The sequence below is a fragment of the Nocardiopsis mwathae genome, from assembly GCF_014201195.1.
Lineage (GTDB): Bacteria > Actinomycetota > Actinomycetes > Streptosporangiales > Streptosporangiaceae > Nocardiopsis_C > Nocardiopsis_C mwathae.
Genome location: NZ_JACHDS010000001.1, coordinates 4101267 through 4121620, shown reverse-complemented (window position 1 = coordinate 4121620; position 20354 = coordinate 4101267). Strand labels below are relative to the sequence as shown.

General features: G+C 70.9%; 16 protein-coding genes, 1 tRNA gene and 1 pseudogene. 13 read left to right on the top strand and 5 right to left on the bottom strand.

The window, feature by feature from the left end; genetic code table 11:
* Positions 1-78 precede the first annotated feature (78 nt).
* Positions 79-978, top strand: coding sequence for a transketolase family protein (locus HNR23_RS17870; protein ID WP_184080530.1), 900 nt, complete (start codon positions 79-81; stop codon positions 976-978).
* A gap of 481 nt (positions 979-1459) precedes the next feature.
* Positions 1460-3256 (top strand): ABC-F family ATP-binding cassette domain-containing protein, encoded by a 1797-nt coding sequence (locus HNR23_RS17865; RefSeq protein WP_184076952.1) that lies wholly within the window; start codon positions 1460-1462, stop codon positions 3254-3256.
* Between the two features lie 107 nt (positions 3257-3363).
* Here HNR23_RS17865 and HNR23_RS17860 read toward each other — a convergent pair whose 3' ends face one another.
* The 3 genes from HNR23_RS17860 to HNR23_RS17850 form a co-directional block, all read right to left on the bottom strand.
* Entirely contained in the window at positions 3364-4275 is a 912-nt protein-coding gene (locus tag HNR23_RS17860; RefSeq protein WP_184076950.1) for a GDSL-type esterase/lipase family protein, read from the bottom strand.
* Positions 4276-4364: 89 nt separating this feature from the next.
* Positions 4365-4874: a MarR family winged helix-turn-helix transcriptional regulator gene (locus HNR23_RS17855; RefSeq protein WP_184076948.1), complete on the bottom strand. Its 510-nt coding sequence runs from the start codon at positions 4872-4874 to the stop codon at positions 4365-4367.
* 133 nt (positions 4875-5007) lie between these two features.
* Positions 5008-5625, bottom strand: coding sequence for a TetR/AcrR family transcriptional regulator (locus HNR23_RS17850; RefSeq protein ID WP_184080529.1), 618 nt, complete (start codon positions 5623-5625; stop codon positions 5008-5010).
* A gap of 392 nt (positions 5626-6017) precedes the next feature.
* Between HNR23_RS17850 and HNR23_RS17845 the strand changes: the two genes are divergently transcribed.
* The 11 genes and pseudogenes from HNR23_RS17845 (at position 6018) to HNR23_RS26905 (ending at position 18444) form a co-directional block, all read left to right on the top strand.
* Positions 6018-6089, top strand: a tRNA-Gln gene (locus HNR23_RS17845).
* A gap of 424 nt (positions 6090-6513) precedes the next feature.
* A complete protein-coding gene (gene glmU, locus HNR23_RS17840) occupies positions 6514-7965 on the top strand; it encodes a bifunctional UDP-N-acetylglucosamine diphosphorylase/glucosamine-1-phosphate N-acetyltransferase GlmU (protein ID WP_184076946.1) in 1452 nt (483 codons plus the stop codon).
* 34 nt (positions 7966-7999) lie between these two features.
* Positions 8000-8971 (top strand): ribose-phosphate diphosphokinase, encoded by a 972-nt coding sequence (locus HNR23_RS17835; protein ID WP_184076944.1) that lies wholly within the window; start codon positions 8000-8002, stop codon positions 8969-8971.
* A 277-nt stretch (positions 8972-9248) separates the two neighbouring features.
* Positions 9249-9905, top strand: a complete 657-nt coding sequence (locus HNR23_RS17830) for a 50S ribosomal protein L25/general stress protein Ctc (RefSeq protein ID WP_184076942.1) — start codon at positions 9249-9251, stop codon at positions 9903-9905.
* Between the two features lie 40 nt (positions 9906-9945).
* Positions 9946-10614, top strand: a complete 669-nt coding sequence (gene pth / locus HNR23_RS17825; RefSeq protein WP_221308777.1) for an aminoacyl-tRNA hydrolase — start codon at positions 9946-9948, stop codon at positions 10612-10614.
* Positions 10615-11126: 512 nt separating this feature from the next.
* Positions 11127-12599, top strand: coding sequence for a sugar transferase (locus HNR23_RS17820; RefSeq protein ID WP_394353786.1), 1473 nt, complete (start codon positions 11127-11129; stop codon positions 12597-12599).
* A gap of 5 nt (positions 12600-12604) precedes the next feature.
* Positions 12605-13397, top strand: a pseudogene (locus HNR23_RS17815) (3'(2'),5'-bisphosphate nucleotidase CysQ).
* A gap of 49 nt (positions 13398-13446) precedes the next feature.
* Positions 13447-14379 (top strand): sulfate adenylyltransferase subunit CysD, encoded by a 933-nt coding sequence (cysD, locus tag HNR23_RS17810; RefSeq protein ID WP_184076938.1) that lies wholly within the window; start codon positions 13447-13449, stop codon positions 14377-14379.
* Between the two features lie 90 nt (positions 14380-14469).
* The gene (cysN, locus tag HNR23_RS17805; protein WP_184076936.1) at positions 14470-15738 is read left to right on the top strand and encodes a sulfate adenylyltransferase subunit CysN; all 1269 of its coding nucleotides are present in this window, start codon (positions 14470-14472) and stop codon (positions 15736-15738) included.
* Between the two features lie 98 nt (positions 15739-15836).
* Positions 15837-16727, top strand: a complete 891-nt coding sequence (locus HNR23_RS17800; RefSeq protein ID WP_343070764.1) for a sulfotransferase — start codon at positions 15837-15839, stop codon at positions 16725-16727.
* 298 nt (positions 16728-17025) lie between these two features.
* Positions 17026-18444, top strand: coding sequence for a glycoside hydrolase family 26 protein (locus tag HNR23_RS26905; RefSeq protein ID WP_343070609.1), 1419 nt, complete (start codon positions 17026-17028; stop codon positions 18442-18444).
* Here the strand turns inward: HNR23_RS26905 and HNR23_RS17790 are convergent.
* Both HNR23_RS17790 and HNR23_RS17785 read right to left on the bottom strand, forming a co-directional pair.
* The gene (locus HNR23_RS17790; RefSeq protein ID WP_184076932.1) at positions 18380-19921 is read right to left on the bottom strand and encodes a glycosyltransferase; all 1542 of its coding nucleotides are present in this window, start codon (positions 19919-19921) and stop codon (positions 18380-18382) included. The genes HNR23_RS26905 and HNR23_RS17790 overlap by 65 nt on opposite strands.
* Entirely contained in the window at positions 19861-20322 is a 462-nt protein-coding gene (locus tag HNR23_RS17785; RefSeq protein ID WP_184076930.1) for a glycosyltransferase family 28 protein, read from the bottom strand. The genes HNR23_RS17790 and HNR23_RS17785 overlap by 61 nt, the downstream gene beginning before the upstream one ends.
* Positions 20323-20354 lie beyond the last annotated feature (32 nt).

Here is a 20354-nt window from a genome sequence, read left to right as displayed (position 1 = left end):
ATGGCCACCCCGACCACCACGACGACCGACCGGGAGTCCGAGCTCAGCACGGAGGAGCAGCTCGTCGGCCCCCAGCCGATGCGGGACACCTTCGTCGACGTCACCACGGCCGCCCTCGACGACGACCCCAGGCTCGCCGTCGTGCTCGCCGACATCTCCGCCGACCGGTTCACCGGGGCCGCAGCCCGCCACCCCGACCGGGTCATCAACGTCGGTATCCGCGAGCAGCTGATGATCGGTACGGCCGGAGGGCTGGCGCTGACCGGCATGCGGCCGGTCGTGCACACCTACGCGCCGTTCCTGATCGAGCGTGCCTTCGAACAGATCAAGCTCGACCTCGTCCACCAGGACGTGGGCGCCCTCCTGGTCAGCAACGGCGGCTCCTACGACGTCCCGTCCGCAGGGCGCACCCACATGGCGCCGGGCGACGTCGCCGTGATGGACTCACTGCCCGGCTGGACGGTGCACGTGCCGGGCCACGCCACGGAGGCGGCGCGGCTCCTCGAAGCGGCGTTCCGCACCGACGACCGCGTCTACCTGAGGATGAGCGAGCGCGGCAACGCGGCGGCCCGACCGGTGGGAGAGGGAATCGTGCCCATCCGCACCGGGTCCGCGCGCTCCCTGGGCGTCGTGCTCGCCGTCGGGCCGATGCTCGACCGGGTGCTGGCCGCGACCAGGGAACTCGACGTCACCGTCGCCTACACCGCCACGGTCCGCCCCTTCGACCGGGCCGGACTCAACCGCCTCGTCGGGGAGGCGGGGCAAGCCGACGTCCTCATGGTCGAGCCGTACCTGGAGGGCACCTCCGCCCATGAGATCGCCGCCGCGCTGTCGGACCGCCGACACCGGCAGCTGTCCCTGGGCGTCAGCCGCGCCGACGAGGTACGCATCTACGGCACTTCCGCGGACCACGACCGCGTCCACGGCCTGGACGCCGACGGCATCGCGAGGTCGGCGCGCGACTTCTTCCTCGTGTGACTCGGGGCGGGGCCGGGGGACGGGAAGGTGCGCCCGGCCCCCGGTGCCACCACGGGCGTGGCCCGGGCACCCGCCCCCAGCCCCCAGCCCCCACGATGGGTACACGATCCGTATCTGCCCAGGGGGCGACCCCCTTCGACCCCCGGTGCGGTGGGCGTGGCCCGGGCACCCGCCCCCAGCCCCCACGATGGGTACACGATCCGTATCTGCCCAGGGGGCGACCCCCTTCGACCCCCGGTGCGGTGGGCGTGGCCCGGCCACCCGCCCCCAGCCCCCAGCCCCCACGATGGGTACACGATCCGTATCTGCCCAGGGGGCGACCCCCTTCGACCCCCGGTGCGGTGGGCGTGGCCCGGGCACCCGCCCCCAGCCCCCACGATGGGTACACGATCCGTATCTGCCCAGGGGGCGACCCCCTTCGACCCCCGGTGCGGTGGGCGTGGCCCGGCCACCCGCCCCCAGCCCCCACAATGGGTACACGATGAATCTCGTCAATCTTCAGGATGTTTCCCTGGCCTTTGGGCCTCTCGTCCTCCTCGACAATGTTTCGCTCGGTGTGGACGAAGGCGACCGGATCGGCGTCGTCGGCCGCAACGGCGGTGGTAAGTCCACCCTGGTGTCGGTGATCGCCGCCCTCACCGCACCCGATTCCGGGCGGGTGATCCACGGACGCGGGCTGCGCGTCGGGTACCTGCACCAGCGGGACAGCTACCCGGACTGCACCGTCGGCGAGTACGTGCTGGGCGATCTCGCGGAGCACGAATGGGCGGGCAACCCGCGGGCCCGCGATGTGCTGCGCGGGCTGCTCAGCGGGTGGGACCTCCGCGGGGCGATGGCCAACCTCTCGGGCGGCGAGCGCCGCCGGGCCACCCTGGCACGGCTGCTCATCGAGACGCACGACCTGATCATCCTCGACGAGCCCACCAACCACCTGGACATCGAGGGCATCGCCTGGCTGGCCGGGCACATGAAGCAGCGCCGTGAGGCGCTGGTCGTCGTCACGCACGACCGCTGGTTCCTGGACGCGGTCACCACCCGCACCTGGGAGGTCGTCGGCGGCCGGGTCGAGCAGTACGAGGGCGGGTACGCCGCCTACGTCCTGGCGAAGGCCGAGCGCGAGCGCCTGGCCGCCGCGGCCGAGGAGCGGCGGCAGAACCTCATGCGCAAGGAGCTGGCCTGGCTCAGCCGCGGTGCGCGGGCGCGCTCGACCAAGGCGAAGTTCCGGGTCGATGCCGCCAAGGCTCTCATCGCCGACGAGCCGCCCGCCCGCGACACCGTGGAGCTCGTCCGCTTCGCCAGTTCCCGGCTGGGCAAGACGGTCATCGACACCCTGGACATGACGCTCACCGCCGGGGACGAGCCGCTGCTCGATCGCCTGACCTGGCAGCTCGGCCCCGGTGACCGCATCGGTCTCGTCGGTGTCAACGGTTCCGGTAAGACCACGCTGCTGCGTGCGCTGGCGGGCGAGCGCGCGCCCGACGGCGGCTCGGTCCGGCATGGCAAGACCGTCAAGCTCGCGCACCTGTCGCAGGCCCTCATCGAACTGGGCGCGGACCGGCGGCCGCTGGAGGCCGTCGAGGAGATCCGCAAGTACGTCACCATCGGCAAGAAGGAGTTCTCCGCCAGCCAGATGCTGGAGCGCTTCGGCTTCCGCGGCGAGCGCCAGTGGACCCCCATCGGGGACCTGTCCGGTGGCGAGCGGCGGCGGCTCCAGCTGCTCCGGCTGCTGATGGACGAGCCCAACGTCATTCTGCTCGACGAGCCGACCAACGACCTCGACATCGAGACGCTGACCGAGCTGGAGGACCTGCTCGACGGCTGGCCCGGCTCGCTGGTGCTCGTCAGCCACGACCGGTACTTCCTGGAGCGCGTCACCGACCGGGTGCTGGCGCTGATGGGCGACCGGAAGCTCGCCTTCCTGCCCGGCGGTATCGACGAGTACCTGGCCCGCAGGGAGGCCGCGGCCGACGGGGGAGAGGTGCCCGTCCACGGCCCGGCGGGGGAGCGCCGGCTCGGCGAAGGCGCCGCCGCGTCCGTGCCCGCGCCGGGACTCTCGGCGGCCGAGCGGCGGGCGGCGCAGAAGGAGCTGCAGCGGATCGAGCGGCGTATCGACCGCATTTCCGCCCGCGAGGCCGAGCTGCACGATCTCATGGCGCGGGCCGCCGACGACTACGCCCGGCTGGCCGAGCTCGACGCCGAGCTGAAGAAGCTGGAGGCGGAGAAGGGCGAGCTGGAGGAGGCGTGGCTCATGGAGGCGGAGAAGCTGACCGACACCTGATATCCGCCTGTCTCAGTCCCCCTCCGTTGATCTCGGAGATACTGGGGTGAAAATCGGCGCTGATACCCCAATATTCCCGAGATCAACGGAGGGGTGGGCGTGAGGGGTCAGAAGGCCACGACGACCTGGCCGAAGACCTCGGCGATCCGCTGGGCTCCGGCCTGGTTGGTGTGGATGTCGGGGCCGCGCTCGGGATCGCACATCCAGGTGTAGTCGCAGATGCGGCGGACGTTGACCGGAAGGCCGCTCTCACTTCCCCGCGGAACGTCGAAGTTCTCCGATTCGAAGGCCTCGGCCACGTCCGCGACGTCGATTCCCGCTTCCGCGTAGGCGGAGCGCAGGGTGTCGTTCAACCGCCCGAGAACGTCGTCGGCGTACTCGGCGATGTCGCGCGGGGTCGGATCGGCGGTGTCCGCCGCGTCCGGATCCGCGTCCTCCAGCAGCAGGGCGGCGAGGTAGGGGTTGTAGTAGGTCATCCCGACGATCTGCACGTCCGGGCCGGCGGCCGTGCGCAGGCGGACGGCGATCTCCGGAACCTCCTCCCGCAATCGGGCCAGGCCCTCGTCTACGCACGCCTCGTCGACGTCGGCCACCGCCTCGCCGCCGCCCTCCTCGACGCAGCCGGTGAAGTTGTTGCCCCCGATGTCGAGGGTCACCAGGGCGACGCTGCCGCGGTGGTCCTCCAGAAACCGTTCGGCGGCGCCGAGCTGCGACGGTTCGGGGTAGCGCTCGTCGCACCGCTGGATGCCGCCGTGGGTGAACGTGGTCGTGTCCTCGCCGCCGCAGCCCATCCTCCGGTGTTCGAGGGTGGAGTCGCGGTCGTAGAGGCTCCGGAACAGGGCGTCGGTGTAGCCCTGCGGGGTCACCTGCGCGCGGCCGTCGGTATCGGGTTGGACGCCCTCGGCGAGGGAGTCGCCGAGCGAGACGTAGTAGCGCTTGTCGGGGGCTGCGTCGCCGGCCGCGGAGCAGCCGACCGCGAGCAGCGCGGACGCCGCCACGAGGGCGGTACTCAGGCGCATGTGCACGTGTATGTTCTCCGCTCACCAGTCACGATGGGGGCGCGCCGGGAAACGCGGCATCCCGGTGAGAGGACGGACACCGCCGTCGATCAGGATCGCTGATGGGCGGGCGTTTCGTCGAGAGGCGCGAGGACGCGGCGCAGGAGCGCGGCGAGGCGTTCACGGTCCGCGTGCAGGACCTCACCGAGGATCGACTCCTCGTAGCCGAGCAGGTCGGTGAGGGCGGCGTCGACCCGCTCGCGGCCCTCGTCGGAGAGCCGGACGAGTACGCCGCGCTTGTCGTCGGGGTCGGGGCGGCGGGCGACCAGGCCGGCGGCGGCGAGCCGGTCGATGCGGTTGGTCATGGTCCCCGAGGTCACCAGTGTGGCGCGCAGCAGCCGGCCGGGGCTGAGCTCGTAGGGCGGGCCGGAGCGGCGCAGTTCGGCGAGCACGTCGAACTCCCAGGGCTCCAGGCCGTGCCGGGTGAACACGCTGCGCCGGGCGCGATCCAGGTGGCGTGCCAGCCGGGAGACCCGGCTGAGCACCTGTAATGGCTCGACGTCGAGGTCCGGGCGCTCCGAGCGCCACGCCTCGACCAGTCCGTCTACCTCATCGCGCATACGGACAGCTTATCTCTCGATATCAAGATAGTGCAGCGAATGCTCCGCGTTCGTGCGTCGACTCGGGGAGCGGTGGGGGATCCGCGGCGATGCCGACCGCTCCTCCCGGGATCGGCGCACGAACGGGAAGCGGTCAGGAGGCGTTCTTCCGACGCCGCTGCATGACGTCGAGCCGGGGCTTGGTGTCGAGGTTGGACAGCCCGTTCCACGCCAGGTTGACCAGGTGGGCGGCGACCACCTCGCGCTTGGGCTTGCGGACCTCCAGCCACCACTGGCCGGTCAGCGCCACCATCCCCACCAGGGACTGCGCGTACATCGGCGCGAGCTTGGGGTCGTACCCGCGCTCGCGGAACTCCTCGGCCAGGATGTGCTCGACCTGTGTGGCGATGTCGCTGATCAGGCTGGCGAAGCTGCCGGTGCCCGAGGCGGCGTGGGAGTCGCGGGCGAGGATGCGGAAGCCCTCGCTGCTCTCCTCCACGTACTGCAGCAGCGCCAGCGCGGCGTTCTCGATCTTGCCGCGCGCGTGGTCGGCCGTCAGCGAGTCGCCCACCATGCCCAGCAGCTTGCGCATCTCGCGGTCGACGACGACGGCGTAGATGCCCTCCTTGCCGCCGAAGTGCTCGTAGACCACGGGCTTGGAGACGCCGGCGCGGGCGGCGATCTCCTCGATGGACGTCCCGTCGAAACCGCGCTCCGCGAACAGCTCCCGTCCGATGCCGAGCAGCTGCTCCCGGCGCTCCTTGCCGGTCATGCGCTTTCGAGGCGACCGGGTCTTCGCTTGCGTCACGTCACGGCTCCCATATTGGCCTCTCACTCTAGCTCTCCATGCCGACGCGTTCGGAAGCGAGACGCTTGGGGCATCGGGCCAGCGGACTTCGTCGTGCCTGGTGTCTCTGCTCGCCCACCCCGGTTTCGCAAAGCTCCGGATCGCTCGGGGAGTGATGTGAGCGTGGTAGCGACCCAACCGTAACCTACGGCACCGTAGGTTTGGCAAGTGGGATTCGGGCGGACGGGGGTGCCGCCGGGCCGATACGAGTGTGCTCGGAGTGGGGCGAGCCGCTAAGCTAGGGCCGCGGCGGGCAGAACCGCGGTCGGCGCTGCAGCCGCGCGGGGGTGCGGCGGATCGTCGGCTCATCGCTCCCATCCCGGGTGGTCTAACGGCAGGACACAGGCTTTTGGTGCCTTGTGGTGAGGGTTCGAATCCTTCCCCGGGAGCACAGGACGCCGACCCCGCGCGACGCGGTACCGGTCGGCAAGCAATCTCACACCTCCGGCCCGGTCGGCGCGGCCCCGGCCCGCCGGTCCCGGTCGGACCGCCCTCCCGGGCCGCCCGTGTGCCCGATCCCGCCGCCGTGTCCGTGACCGGCACCTTCGTCGCCATCCGCGCGCATGTATCCTTCCCATGTCGGCCGAGGGCCGCGTTTGTTCGCGTGCGCGTCGGGATCCACCAGTCCGCCCGACACACCCACGTCGACCGCGTGGGGTAGCGCAGGTGACCGCGCCGAACGCCGATCGCAGCTCGATCAGTCTTTGCAGACACGGAACAGATCCCGGTACGGGCCTGGTGCGGATCACAGACCCGTGCGGAAACCTGTCCCAGAACCAGTTCATCCGCCAGCGACATGAGGAGTCTCCGCCAGTGAGCGTGAGCCGCCCGGCTGCCGTCATCGTCCTCGCGGCGGGCGAGGGCACCCGTATGAAGTCCAGGCTTCCCAAGGTCCTCCACGAGATCTGCGGACGCAGCATGCTGGGACACGTCCTGGCCGCCGCGGACGGGCTCGGGCCGGAGCGCACCGTGGTCGTCGTCGGACACGGGCGCGACCAGGTGACCCAGCACCTCAAGGACACCACCCCGCACGTGGGCACCGCACTGCAGGAACAGCAGAACGGGACCGGCCACGCCGTGCGCATGGCCGTCGAAGCCCTCCAGGCCCAGGGCGCCGACCTGTCCGGCACCGTGGTCCTGGCCTACGGCGACACCCCCCTGCTCCGCGCCCGGACCCTGTCCGACCTCGTCGCCGCGCACGAGGCCGGGGGCAACGCCGTCACCGTCCTGTCTGCGAAGGTCCCCGACCCCGCCGGCTACGGCCGCGTCGTACGCGACGCCGATGGCGCCTTCACCGAGATCGTCGAGCACGCGGACGCGACCGAGGAGCAGCGGGCGGTCGACGAGATCAACTCCGGCATGTACGCCTTCGACGGTGCGCTGCTCGCCGACGTCGTCACCCGCCTGTCCACCGACAACGCCAAGGGCGAGGAGTACATCACCGACGCCGTGGCGATCCTGCGCGGCGACGGCCACCGCGTCGACGCCGCCGTCGCCCGCGACTGGGTCGAGATCCAGGGCGTCAACGACCGGGTCCAGCTCGCCCAGGCGCGGCGGCTGCTCAACGACCGCCTGCTCACCGACCTCATGCGCGCGGGCGTCACCGTCGTCGACCCCGCCACCACCTGGGTGGACGCCGAGGTGAGCGTCGGGCGCGACTCCGTCATCGAACCGCAGACCCAGCTCAGGGGCGGCACCGCCATCGGTGAGGGCGCCCACGTGGGCCCCGGCGCGCTGCTCACCGACACCACCGTCGGCGACGACGCCGTCGTGTGCCACGCGGTCGCCGACGGGGCCGTGATCGGTGCGGGTGTCAAGGTCGGACCCTACGCCTACCTGCGCCCCGGCGCGGTGCTGGAGAAGTCCGCCAAGGTCGGCACCTTCGTCGAGGTGAAGAACTCCACCGTCGGCGAGGGTTCCAAGGTCCCGCACCTGACCTACGTCGGCGACGCCGACATCGGCACGGGCGTCAACATCGGCGCGTCCTCCGTGTTCGTCAACTACGACGGTGTCAACAAGCACCGCACCACCATCGGAGACCACGCCCGTACCGGCAGCGACAACATGTTCGTCGCACCGGTGTCGGTCGGCGACGGCGCCTACACCGGCGCCGGGACCGTGGTCCGCGAAGACGTCCCACCCGGCGCGCTTGCGGTTTCGGCCGGTTCCCAGCGCAACATCGAGGGGTGGGTGCGGCGGAAGCGTCCGGGTACGCCCGCGGCAGAGGCCGCGCGGCGGGCGGACGAGGACGATCAGCGCCGCTAGCGGCGAACACCAGTTCTGTGGGGGATGTAGAAAAGTGACCGGCATCAAGGCCGCAGGTCAGAAGGAACTCAAGCTGTTCTCCGGGCGTACCCACCCGGACCTCGCCCAGGAGGTCGCCGACCAGCTCGGTCTGGGCGTCGTGCCGACGAGGTTCCAGGACTTCGCCAACGGTGAGACCTACGTGCGGTACCTGGAGTCGGTGCGCGGCAGCGACGCGTTCGTCCTGCAGTGCCACGCCGACCCGATCAACGAGTCGATCATGGAGCAGCTCATCATGGTCGACGCGCTCAAGCGCGCGTCGGCCAAGCGCATCACCGTGGTGACGCCGTTCCTCGGCTACGCCCGCCAGGACAAGAAGCACCTGGGCCGCGAGCCCATCTCGGCGCGGCTGATGACCGACCTGTTCCGCACCGCCGGTGCCAACCGGCTCATGGCGGTCGACCTGCACACCGACCAGATCCAGGGCTTCTTCGACGGCCCGGTCGACCACCTCTTCGCGCTGCCGATCCTGGCCGACTACGTGAAGTCGCGGGTCACCGGCATCGACGCGACCGTGGTCTCGCCGGACGCCGGCCGCGTGCGCACCGCCGACCGGTGGGCGGACCGCCTGGGCGCGCCGCTGGCGATCATCCACAAGCGGCGCGACCCGAACGTGGCCAACGAGGTCAAGGTGCACGAGGTCGTCGGTCAGGTCCAGGGCCGCACCTGCATCCTGGTGGACGACATGATCGACACCGCCGGGACGATCGTGAAGGCGGCCGACGCGCTGTTCGAGAACGGCGCGCGCGAGGTCATCGCGGCGGCGACGCACGGTGTGCTGTCCGGCCCGGCCGCGGAGCGCCTGCAGAACTCGCGGATCTCGGAGGTCGTCATCACCAACTCGCTGCCGGTGCCCAAGGAGCGGCAGTTCGACAAGCTCACGCAGCTGTCGATCGCGCCGATGCTGGCGCGGGCGATCAGCGAGGTCTTCAGCGACGGTTCGGTGGCCAGCCTCTTCGAGAGCTGACCGCCCGCGCCGATCGCCTTCTCCATGCCGTGCGCGGGTCGCACCCCCGGTCGGGCCGGGGCTGCGACGCTCCCCACCCGGGGGTGTGGCCCGCCTCACCGTCGTCGACAGTAGACTTGACAGAGGTTTCCCCGTGCCCGCGGGCCTGCTCCGCGTGCACGGCAGCCCCCTGACCAGGGGGCTGAGGATGGTGTTTCACCGAGCAACGAACGAACGCGTCTGTCGTATCGAGTAGTCGCTCCCCGCCCCGTCGGGGATGATCCTGAGGAGTTCTGTCGTGTCCGAGGTACGTATCGCCGCCGAGCCCCGCACCGAATTCGGCAAGGGCGCGGCGCGCCGCGCACGCCGCGCGGGCAAGATCCCGGCTGTCCTCTACGGGCACGGCACCGACCCTCGGCACATCACCCTGCCGGGCCACGACCTGATGCTCGCGCTGACGACGCCGAACGTGCTGCTGCGCGTGGGGGGTGTCGGGCGGGACAACCTCGCGCTGCCCAAGAGCGTGCAGCGCGACCCCATCAAGGGCTTTCTCGAACACGTCGACCTGCTCGTGGTGAAGAAGGGCGAGAAGGTCGCGGTCGAGATCGCGGTCAACCTCACCGGCGACATCGCCCCGGGAGGTGTGCTCACCCAGGAGCTCGTCAGCGTCGAGGTCCAGGCCGAGGCCACGGCCATTCCGGAGGGAGTGGAGCACTCCGTCGAGGGCCTTGAGGTCGGCGCGAACGTCGCCGCCGGCGACCTCAAGCTCCCCGAGGGCGTCGAGCTGCTGACCGATCCCGAGACGCTGATCCTGTCGATCAGCGCCGAGCGGGTCGCCGAAGAGGTGGAGGCGGCCGAGGAGGCCGAGGAGGCCCCCGCCGAGGTGCCGGCGGCCGAGGCGGCCGAGGGCGGCGAGTCCGCCGAAGGGGGAGAGTCGGGGAAGTCCGGCGAGTAACCCGCCCGGCCCCGGCCGTACAATTTCTACCGGTATGCAGATGATGCGCGGTCTCCTGCGGCGATGGCGGGGAGGCCGCGCGTCCGCTGCCGGACACGGGTCGGTCGAGCAGGGAGAAGAAGCGGACGTGGGCGAGGCCGAGCGGTGGCTGGTGGCAGGCCTGGGCAACCCCGGTCCCAAGTACGCCGGAAACCGGCACAACATCGGCTTCATGGTGGTCGACGCCTTGGCCGAGCGGCGCGGTGAGCGCTGGAAGGCGCACAAGGCCCACGCCGAGGTCGCCGAGACCCGTATCGGGGGTGTGCCGGTGGTGCTGGCCAAACCCCGCTCCTACATGAACCTGTCCGGCGGCCCGGTCGCCGGGCTGAGCTCGTTCTACAAGGTTCCGGCCGAGCGGGTCATCGTGGTCCACGACGAACTGGACATCGGCTACGGCGCGCTGAAGCTGAAGCGCGGCGGAGGCGCCGGCGGGCACAACGGCCTGCGGTCGGTCACGTCGTCGCTGTCGAGCCCCGACTACATCCGGGTGCGGGCCGGGATCGGCCGCCCGCCGGGGCGGATGGACGCCGCCGCCTACGTGCTCAGGGACTTCTCCTCGGTGGAGCGCAAGGAGCTCGACCTGAACATCGAGCGCGCCGCCGACGCAGTGGAGTGCGTGCTGACCGAGGGCCTGGAGAAGGCGCAGAACGTCTTCCACACGGCGTCCTGAGGGCGGGGCCCCGCCCCTGCCGCGTCCGTGGAACGCCTCCTGGCGCGCGGCGGCCGGGCACGACGCCGCCGCGTTCCCATCGGTCGGCCGCCGAACCGGGATGCCCCTTCTTCGGCCCCGTGACGGCCGCACCCCGGTGCCGCCCGCGGCGGACATGATCCACGGAACACGCTCTTGGGCGTGTTCGGCGCCGATCTTCGGTTTTCCGGCTTTTCCGTCGAGATCGACCACATAGCGTGATCGGTCCCGGTGTGGTCTTGTCGCGTCCCCGAAGCGAAGTTCGGAGTTCCGTACCGCCCACTACCCGGGCTTCGGTCCGGATTTTCTGGGACCAGTGTGGTCACGTCGCGCGACTTCGCGACCGCGCTTGGCTACTGTTTGGGTGACAGAGCGTATTCCGCTCCTCTGGCTCCGTTCGCCGTGCCTTATCTCGGCATGTCGCCACATCCGCAGGGATCCGACTCCTCCCGGGCCAGAGACCGTTCTTTCCGCCGAGTACGGAGTGGGGGGTCATGACCGTCGTCGACGGGACCGCGGTCGGTATCGCACAGCGGCGTTCCGGGTGCGCGTCGTCGGTATGGATGCGGTCCTATATCCGGGGTCTGGTCGCCATCGACCTCCTTGCGGCGTCGCTCGCCGGGGTCCTCGCCCTGGAACTGCGGTTCCACGGCGAGATCGCCGATCCGCGGCAGCTGCCCTACGTCCTGTCCTCCGCCCTCCTGCCGCCGCTGTGGGTCCTGGTCGCCGCGGTGGCCGGCGGATACGCGCGTCGGTTCATCGGCGTGGGCACCGAGGAGTTCCGGCGGGTGCTGGGCGGCGGGGTGATGCTGGTGGCGGCGGTGACCATCACCGCCTACGCCACCGACATCAACGCGGCGCGCGGGTACGTGCTGGTGGCCCTGCCCGCGACGGTCCTGCTCTGCCTGGTGCTGCGCTACGCCTGGCGCAAGCGGCTGCACCGGCGGCGCGGCGGCGGCGCGTGCATGCGCGGAGTCGTCGTGGTGGGCCACCGCGACAGCGTCCGCGAACTCATCGGGCAGTTCCGCCGCGAGCCCTACCACGGCATGAACGTCATCGGCGTCTGCCTGCCCACCCACCAGTGCCACCCGCGGGTGGACGGCGGCTACGTCGACGGTCATCCCGTGCTCGGTGACTTCGCCTCGGTGGCCGACGCCGCCGAGGCGGTGGGCGCGGACACCGTCGCGGTGCTCAGCTGCCCGGAGATGGACGGTGTGGAGCTGCGCCGCCTGGCCTGGCGGCTGGAGAAGAGCGACACCGACCTGACGGTCGCCCCGGCGCTGATGGAGGTGGCCGGACCGCGCACGTCCATCCGCGCGGTCGCCGGGCTGCCGCTGCTGCACGTCGAGCACCCCGAGCTGGGCGGGGCGCGCCGGGTGGTCAAGGGGCTGTTCGACCGGATGGCCGCGGCGTGCGCACTGGTCCTGCTGTCCCCGCTGTTCGCGGTGCTGGTGGTGCTCATCCGGTCGGGCGACCAGGGGCCCGCGCTGTTCCGCCAGACCCGTGTCGGCAAGGACGGGGCCGAATTCACCCTGTATAAGTTCCGTACCATGGTTCCGGAGGCGGAGGCGCTGAAGGAGATGCTGCGCTCCGCCAACGAGCACGACGGTGTGCTGTTCAAGATGCGTACGGACCCCCGGGTCACCCCCGTGGGCGCCTGGCTGCGCCGCTACTCCCTCGATGAGCTTCCCCAGTTGATCAACGTGGTGCGCGGCGACATGTCGCTGGTCGGTCCCCGTCCGCCGCTGCCCGAGGAGGTGGCCGAGTACGGCCACGACGTGCGGCGGCGGCTGGTGGTGAAACCGGGGATGACGGGTCTGTGGCAGGTGAGCGGTCGGGCCGACCTCTCCTGGGAGGAATCCGTCCGTCTGGATCTGCGTTACGTGGAAAACTGGTCGCTGACCCTTGACGTACAGATTCTGTGGAAGACGTGGTCAGCAGTGATCCGTGGGGCGGGAGCATACTGAGTCCGGTGAGCAGCATCCGAAACGATCATGAAGTCGCCCGCGACCTCGCGACCGAGGCGGGCCGGCAACTACTACGCCTGCGGTCCCGGCACGGCTTCGATGAGCCGGAGGTCCTGCGGACGCTCGGCGACCGGACCGCGCACGAGTTCCTCTTCTCGTCGCTGGGGCGGCTGCGTCCCAGCGACGCCGTGCTGTCGGAGGAGGGCGTCGACGACGCCGCGCGGCTGCGCTCCCGGCGCGTGTGGATCATCGATCCGCTCGACGGCACGCGGGAGTTCGCCGAGGAGAACCGGACGGACTGGGCGGTGCACGTCGCCCTGTGGGAGAACGGCGAGCTGGCGGCCGGTGCGGTGGCGCTTCCCGCCCAGGGCAGCACGCTGTCGACGGTCGACCCCCCGTGGCTGCCCGACGAGCGCCCCTCGGGGCAGCGGCTGCGGATCACCACCAGCCGTACCCGGCCGCCGGAGTTCGTGCAGCGGATGGCCACGTCGCTGGGGGCCGAGGTGGTCCCCATGGGGTCGGCGGGGGCCAAGATCTGCGCGGTCCTGCTGGGCATCGCCGACATCTACGTACACGCGGGAGGGCAGTTCGAGTGGGACAGTGCGGCGCCCGTCGCGGTCGCGCACGCCGCCGGCCTGCACGCCTCCCGCATCGACGGCGCGGAGCTGGCCTACAACCAGGTGGATCCGTCCCTACCCGATATCCTTGTATGTCGACCGGAATTGTCGAGTATGTTGTTGGCGAACATCCGCGATGCCGCGGAACTCAGTTGACGCGGGCCCGCACCTGGGAGGCTGATCCGTAGAGCCCCCGCAGCAGCGGGCCCCGCAGAGCGTGAGGCGGGTTCATGACTCAGGCCGAAACGGCGGCGCTCCGGCGGTACCAGCTGTCCCAGCTGGACTACCTGGAGGCCGAAGCGATCTTCATCATGCGCGAGGTGGCCGCGGAGTTCGAGCGGCCCGTGCTGCTCTTCTCCGGCGGCAAGGACTCCATCGTCATGCTCCGCCTGGCCGAGAAGGCGTTCTGGCCCGGCGCGATCCCGTTCCCGGTGATGCACGTCGACACCGGGCACAACTTCCCCGAGGTGATGGAGTTCCGCGACCGGCGTGTCGCCGAGGCCGGGGTCCGGCTCGTGGTCGCCTCCGTGCAGGAGCAGATCGACGCCGGGAAGGTCAGCGAACCCACCGGCCGATGGGCCAGTCGGAACCGGCTGCAGACGGCCGCGCTGCTGGAGGCCATCGAGGAGCACCGCTTCGACGCCGCGTTCGGCGGGGCACGCCGCGACGAGGAGAAGGCACGCGCCAAGGAGCGCGTCTTCTCCTTCCGCGACGAGTTCGGCCAGTGGGACCCCAAGGCGCAGCGCCCCGAGCTGTGGAACGTCTACAACACGCGCACCGACATGGGCGAGCACATCCGGGTCTTCCCCATCTCCAACTGGACCGAGCTGGACGTGTGGGGCTACATCGCCCGGGAGCGCCTCGAACTCCCCTCCATCTACTACGCGCACCGGCGCACCGTCTTCGAGCGCGACGGCGTCCTGCTCGCCGACAGCCCGCACGTCACCCGGGGCGACGATGAGGAGCTGTTCGAGGCCACCGTCCGCTACCGCACGGTCGGCGACATGACCTGCACCGGCGCGGTCCGCTCCACCGCCACCGAGGTGGACGGCATCATCGCCGAGATCGCCGCGACCCGCATCACCGAGCGCGGACAGACCCGGGCCGATGACCGGACCAGCGAGGCGGCCATGGAGGACCGCAAGCGCGAGGGTTACTTCTAGGGCGCTCACGAGCAACGGAAACTCCCGCGGGTGCCGCGCGCGGACGAGGACGCGACCGCGAATCCCCTGACACCCATTTGGAAGACGTGCATGAGTACTGACATCCTGCGGTTCGCCACTGCCGGTTCCGTCGACGACGGCAAGAGCACCCTCATCGGCCGCCTGCTGTACGACTCCAAGTCCATCTTCGAGGACCAGCTCGACGCGGTGGAGCGCACCAGCCGCAGCCGGGGCGAGGAGCAGACCAACCTCGCGCTGCTCACCGACGGCCTGCGGGCCGAGCGTGAGCAGGGCATCACCATCGACGTGGCCTACCGCTACTTCGCGACGCCCCGCCGGACGTTCATCATCGCCGACACCCCCGGCCACATCCAGTACACGCGCAACATGGTCACCGGGGCCTCGACGGCCGACCTGGCGATCATCCTGGTCGACGCGCGCAAGGGCCTGCAGGAGCAGAGCCGCAGGCACGCCTTCCTGGCCACGCTGCTCCAGGTGCCGCACCTGGTCCTGGCCATCAACAAGATGGACCTGGTCGACTACGCCCAGGAGCGGTTCGAGGAGATCAAGGAGGAGTTCTCGGCGTTCGCCGCCAAGCTGGACGTCGCCGACCTCACCTTCATCCCGCTGTCGGCGCTCAACGGCGACAACGTGGTGGACCGCTCGCCCAACATGCCCTGGTACGACGGCCCCTCGCTGCTGCACCACCTGGAGAACGTGCACATCGCCTCCGACCGCAACCTCATCGACGTGCGGTTCCCGGTGCAGTACGTGGTGCGGCCGCAGCGGGCCGACGACGCCGATCTGCACGACTACCGGGGGTACGCCGGCCAGGTGGCCGGCGGCGTGCTCAAGCCGGGAGACGAGGTCATGCACCTGCCCTCGGGGCTGACCACCCGCATCTCCCGGATCGCCACCGCCGACGGCGACGTGGCCGAGGCCTACCCCCCGATGTCGGTCACGCTGCTGCTCGAAGACGACATCGACATCTCGCGCGGCGACATGGTCTGCCGCCCGAACAACCAGCCGCGCGCCTCGCAGGACATCGACGCGATGGTGTGCTGGATGTCGGAGTCGCGCAAGCTCACTCCGCGCTCCAAGCTCATCCTGAAGCACACCACGCGCACGGTGAAGGTCGTGGTCCGCGACCTTCTCTACCGGCTGGACATCAACACGCTCCACCGCGACGAGGAGGCCGACGGCCTCAGCCTGAACGAGATCGGTCGGCTGAGCCTGCGCTCCACCCAGCCGCTGTTCGCCGACGAGTACAAGCGCAACCGGCTGACCGGCGGGTTCATCCTCATCGACGAGACCACCAACGCCACGGTCGGAGCCGGGATGATCGTGGGTGCCGACTGACGAAATTGGACGACACCGGCGAAACGGTGAGCGAGTGATCACGTGAAGTAATAGTGTGGGCGATTGTGAAGGATTTTCGCCTGCTTTTCGTCGGTGGCATCGGCCGTTCCGGATCCACGCTGATTGAGCGCCTTCTCGGGGAGTTGTCCGAGGTGTGCTCCGTGGGTGAGGTCGTCCACATGTGGCGCCGCAGTCTCGTGGACGACGAGGTCTGCGGTTGCGGCCGCCCGTTCGGTGCGTGCGACTTCTGGCACGCGGTCGGCGAGGAGGCCTTCGGTGGCTGGGACCGGGTCGACGCGCCCGCCCTGCTCGACCTGAAGGCGAGCGTGGACCGCACCCGCTACATCCCGCTGCTCATCGGCGGGCGCCCGCCGGCCGCCCTGGCCGAGCGGGTCGACCGCTACACCGACTTCTACGACCGCCTCTACACGGCGGTCGCCCAGGTCAGCGGTTCCTCGGTGATCGTGGACTCCAGCAAGCACGCCTCGCTGGCGGTGTGCCTGCGCCGCCGCTACGGCGACCGGCTGCGCCTGCTGCACGTGGTGCGCGACCCGCGCGCCGTCGCCTACTCCTGGGGCAAGCGCGTGGTGCGCCCCGACGCCACCCCGTCCAGTCCGGAGAAGGAGATGGCCCGTTACTCACCGGGCCGCGCCGCCGTGCAGTGGATGGTGCAGAACGCGGTGCTGGCCGAGCTGTCCCGGCGCGGTACGCCGACCCGGCGGGTGCGCTACGAGGACTTCGCCGCCGACCCCGAGCGCGAGTTCCGCGCGATCGCGGAGTTCGCCGGGAGCGGCGGGGCGACCCCCATCGGCCCCGACGGCGCCGCCCGGCTCTCCCCGGGGCACACGGTCTCGGGCAACCCGCTGCGCTTCAGCACCGGCGAGGTGGAAGTGCGGCCCGACGTTTCGTGGCGCGGCGGGTTGGAGCCGCACAGTCGGCTCATGGTCTCGGCGCTCACCTTCCCGGCACGGCGGACGTTCGGCTACTGACATCCGGTTGGGGTTGCCCCACTTCGGCGTGCAATTCGTCGCGAATCCGTCATCTCTCCCGGCCGATTCGGGCGTCTTCGCCAAATCCGCCCCTTATGAAGGTCATGCCACAGCAAGGCCCGGTTATGGTGCCACGCCCGAAAATCATTACCTTGCGTGACTGTGTGGCTGCATCTGGTAGTCAAGTGGTGGATGCGCGGATGGCGACGCTGCCGCGTGGACGGGGATGGCCACAGGGGGCGAGACGGATGCGAACGAACTCCGGTGCGCGAGCGCCGGGCGCGGGGGTGGTGGTCGGGTGAGATCGCACGGCACGAACCGGCCGACACACGGACGGCGGTGGAAGCTGGGCGGTGGCGGCGCGCTCGCCGCACTCGTCCTCGCCGCGACCTGCGGTGGCCAGGGGGCACCGGTCCCGGGCCCCGCCCATGCCGATACCCGGACGCCCGCCGCGGACGGCGCGCACACCGGGTCGTGGTCGCCCCCGGGCCCCTTCGCCGAGTCGCGGCCGCCCGCCCCGCTCCCGCCCCGGCCCTCGCTGTCCTCACCACGCCCCGACCACCCTTTCCGGCCCCGGCCGCCGCTTCCCGTCCACCCCGACGACCCGCCACCGAACATCCCCCGGCCGCCGTGGATCGACCCCCGCTGCACGGTGGACCGGATCCTGGAGACGTCCTGCGGCGTGTGGTGGGGCGCCAGCCCGTGGAAGGACGATCCCCGGCCGCTGGAGCGGCTCATGGGGCGTCCCATGGACATCGTCTACACCTGGCACGGCATCGACCAGGCCGAGGTCCCGCGCGACCGGGAGCTGCCACTCGTCGAGGAGGGGCGGTTCCTGCACGCCAACATCGAGGCCCGCCACTTCAAGCTGCCGGGGCGCCCGCCGGCGCGCTACCGGGAGATCATCGACGGCGAGTTCGACCGCGTACTGCGCGCCCAGGCCGAGCGGATCGGCCGACTGGAGGCACCGTTCTTCCTCACCTTCGACCACGAGGCCGACGCCAACAAGCGCTACCGCAAGCGCGGCAGCCCCGAGGAGTTCGTCCAGGCCTGGCGGCACATCGTGGACCTCTACCGGGAGGCGGAGGCCGACAACGTGATCTTCGTGTGGAACGTGACCGGATGGCCGCGGAATCTCGACCGGCTGCCCGGGCTATGGCCGGGAAACGAGTACGTCGACTGGATCAGCTGGGAGGCCTACAACATGACCGGCTGCGAGCTGCAGCCGGGATGGAAGCACGTGCTCAGCTTCGAGGAGGCGGTCCGCCCCGCCTACGAATGGGTGCAGTACGAGGGCCCCAAACACGGGATCGACCCGGAGAAGCCGGTCATGATCGGCGAGATGGGCACCGTCCCGATCCCCGGCGACCCGGAGGCGACCTACGACTGGTACGCCGCCATCCCCGAGGTGCTGCCGAGGTACGAGCGCATCCGCGCGGTCAAACTGTGGGACGGCATGACCGCCCCCTCCTGCGACTTCCGGGTACTCGCCGATGCCGACGCAAGCCGCGGCTTCGCCGAGGCCAGTCGGCAGGACTATGTCAACATCCCCGACGAGGCCCGGCAGGCGATCGATCTGGCCTTCGGACTCGCGCTGGAGGCCCAGGACGGCCTGCCGCTGACCATCAGGGACGAACCGCGCGCCACGCGCCCTACAGCCCGCGGCCGCGGCGGTGGAGGGTGCGCAGCACCAGCCCGGCGGGCAGGCCCCCCGTGACCGCCAGCGCGAGGTAAGCACGGGCCTCGGCCGGGTGGGCGCGCAGCGTGGTCAGCGCCCACTCCAGGGAGGCGCCGCGGCGTCCGGCCGCCGCCTCGGCGAAGGCGATCTGCCCGGCGACGCGCGCGAATCCGCGCCGCACCAGGCGGAACTCCGGGTACTGGGCGAGCAGCCAGCGCAGCGCCGTGGAGATCGTCTGCCACCGCCCGCTGAAGTGCGAGCGGCGGTGCCACAGCACCCGCACGCCCTCCTCGGGGATGTTGCGGATGGGGGCGCGCTTGGCCAGCCGCAGCAGCAGCTCGTAGTCCTCCCCGTAGGAGCCGGGGATCGTCTCGCTGACCGGGCCGCACCCGTTGACCAGGGCGTCGCGCCGGATCAGGAAGGTCGAGGGGTGGAGTTCGGTGAGCCGGGACCGTAGCAGGTCGGCGAAGGTGACGGCGGTGCGGTCGAGGACGCGCGGGGCCTCGGTGCGGTCGTAGACGACCCGGATCCCGCAGCACACCACCTCGGTCTCGGGCTCGGCTCGCAGCACCGCGACCTGGGAGCGCAGCTTCCCCGGAAGCCAGCAGTCGTCATCGTCGCAGAAGGCGACCAGCTCGGTCCGCGCCGCGAGGATGCCGGTGTTGCGGGCCCCGGCCAGGCCGGGGGTGGAGGTGTTGACCAGGACCCGGACGGGGCGCTCGCCTCCGTACACGGCCAGCGTCTCGTCGGGGTCGTCGTGGTCGTAGACCACGAGTGAGGTGATGCGTCCCGGATAGTCCTGCTCGACGACGGCGCGCAGGGTGCGGCGCAGCAGTTCGGGGCGGTCGCGGGTCGGGATCACGACCGTCACGTCGGGCCAGTCGGCGGCTTCCGCATCCGGTACGGGGAGCGGCGGCTGCTCCGGCGCCGTCGCGGTGAGCAGGTCGATGATGCGCCCGGCGTGCAGCGCGGCGCCGGTGGCGCCGTCCTCGCCCGCCGAGTCGATGTGGAAGTCCTCGGGTTGGTCGAGCGCCTTGTCGAGGGTGGCGGCGAGCTGCTGGTGGCTGCAGCAGGATCGGACCAGCCGCGCGCTGTCCAGGCGGGACACGAAGCGCAGCTGGTGGTCGTCGACGTGTTCGCCGAGCTCGGGGTCGCGGGCGACGGTGATGGGCAGCCGCCCGGCGCGCCGCGCCTCGGTGACGGTGGCCGGTCCGCCGTGCGTGACGACGGCGGCGGCTTCCCGCATCAGCTCGCGGAGCCGTGCAGGGCCGAGGAAATCGGTGCCCTCCGCCGCCTCCGGCACGCGGCTGCGGCCGTACTGCACCAGGACGCGGATGTCCGGGTGGTCGGCGGCATACGCGTCGGCCCAGTCGATCAGCCGGTCGAAGGGGTGGTGGTCGGTGCCGACGGTGACCAGGATGAGCGGTCGGTGGTCGGTGGCGGTCGCGTCGTTGGTCACAGGAGCGGTCCCACGGTGATGGCGGTGGACGGCAGGAACGTGCGCTGCTCGTCCCATTGGGCGAGGTACAGGCGGGTGAAGGGGCGGCACAGCCGGGTGGTCAGGGTGGGGCGGTCGATCCGGTCGTAGACCTCGATGTAGACGGTCGGGACGCGCAGCAGCCAGGCCAGGGCGAAGAAGGGGAGCGCCACACCGGCCCCGGTCGTGATGACCAGGGACGGCCGGCGGCGGGCGAACACGCGTACCGCCAGCACCGTGTTGCGGGCGAGGTTGCCGAGATGGCGGGTGGTGGGGTGGTGGGCCCAGGTGACCTCTTCGCCGTCGAGCAGCGGTTCGGCATCAGGCGTGCGGAACGTGACCCAGGCCCGCGACCGCCCCTCCCACCAGGGACGCAGGGACCACAGCTGGGCGAGGTGGCCCCCACTTGATGCGACGAACAGGATCGGGGCGGTAGGCATGCGGCAATGATTCCACAACTCGTAGTAGTTTG

Bases quoted from the DNA above. Each gene is read 5' to 3' on its own strand.
- HNR23_RS17855 (WP_184076948.1), bottom strand. From the start codon at position 4,874: ATGCGCGATGAGGTAGACGGACTGGTCGAGGCGTGGCGCTCGGAGCGC.
- HNR23_RS17850 (WP_184080529.1), bottom strand. From the start codon at position 5,625: ATGACCGGCAAGGAGCGCCGGGAGCAGCTGCTCGGCATCGGACGGGAG.
- HNR23_RS17820 (WP_394353786.1), top strand. From the start codon at position 11,127: ATGACCGTCGTCGACGGGACCGCGGTCGGTATCGCACAGCGGCGTTCC.
- HNR23_RS17790 (WP_184076932.1), bottom strand. From the start codon at position 19,921: ATGGGACGAGCAGCGCACGTTCCTGCCGTCCACCGCCATCACCGTGGG.
- HNR23_RS17865 (WP_184076952.1), top strand. From the start codon at position 1,460: ATGAATCTCGTCAATCTTCAGGATGTTTCCCTGGCCTTTGGGCCTCTC.
- HNR23_RS17860 (WP_184076950.1), bottom strand. From the start codon at position 4,275: ATGCGCCTGAGTACCGCCCTCGTGGCGGCGTCCGCGCTGCTCGCGGTC.
- HNR23_RS17870 (WP_184080530.1), top strand. From the start codon at position 79: ATGCGGGACACCTTCGTCGACGTCACCACGGCCGCCCTCGACGACGAC.
- cysN (WP_184076936.1), top strand. From the start codon at position 14,470: ATGAGTACTGACATCCTGCGGTTCGCCACTGCCGGTTCCGTCGACGAC.
- HNR23_RS17785 (WP_184076930.1), bottom strand. From the start codon at position 20,322: ATGCCTACCGCCCCGATCCTGTTCGTCGCATCAAGTGGGGGCCACCTC.
- pth (WP_221308777.1), top strand. From the start codon at position 9,946: ATGATGCGCGGTCTCCTGCGGCGATGGCGGGGAGGCCGCGCGTCCGCT.
- cysD (WP_184076938.1), top strand. From the start codon at position 13,447: ATGACTCAGGCCGAAACGGCGGCGCTCCGGCGGTACCAGCTGTCCCAG.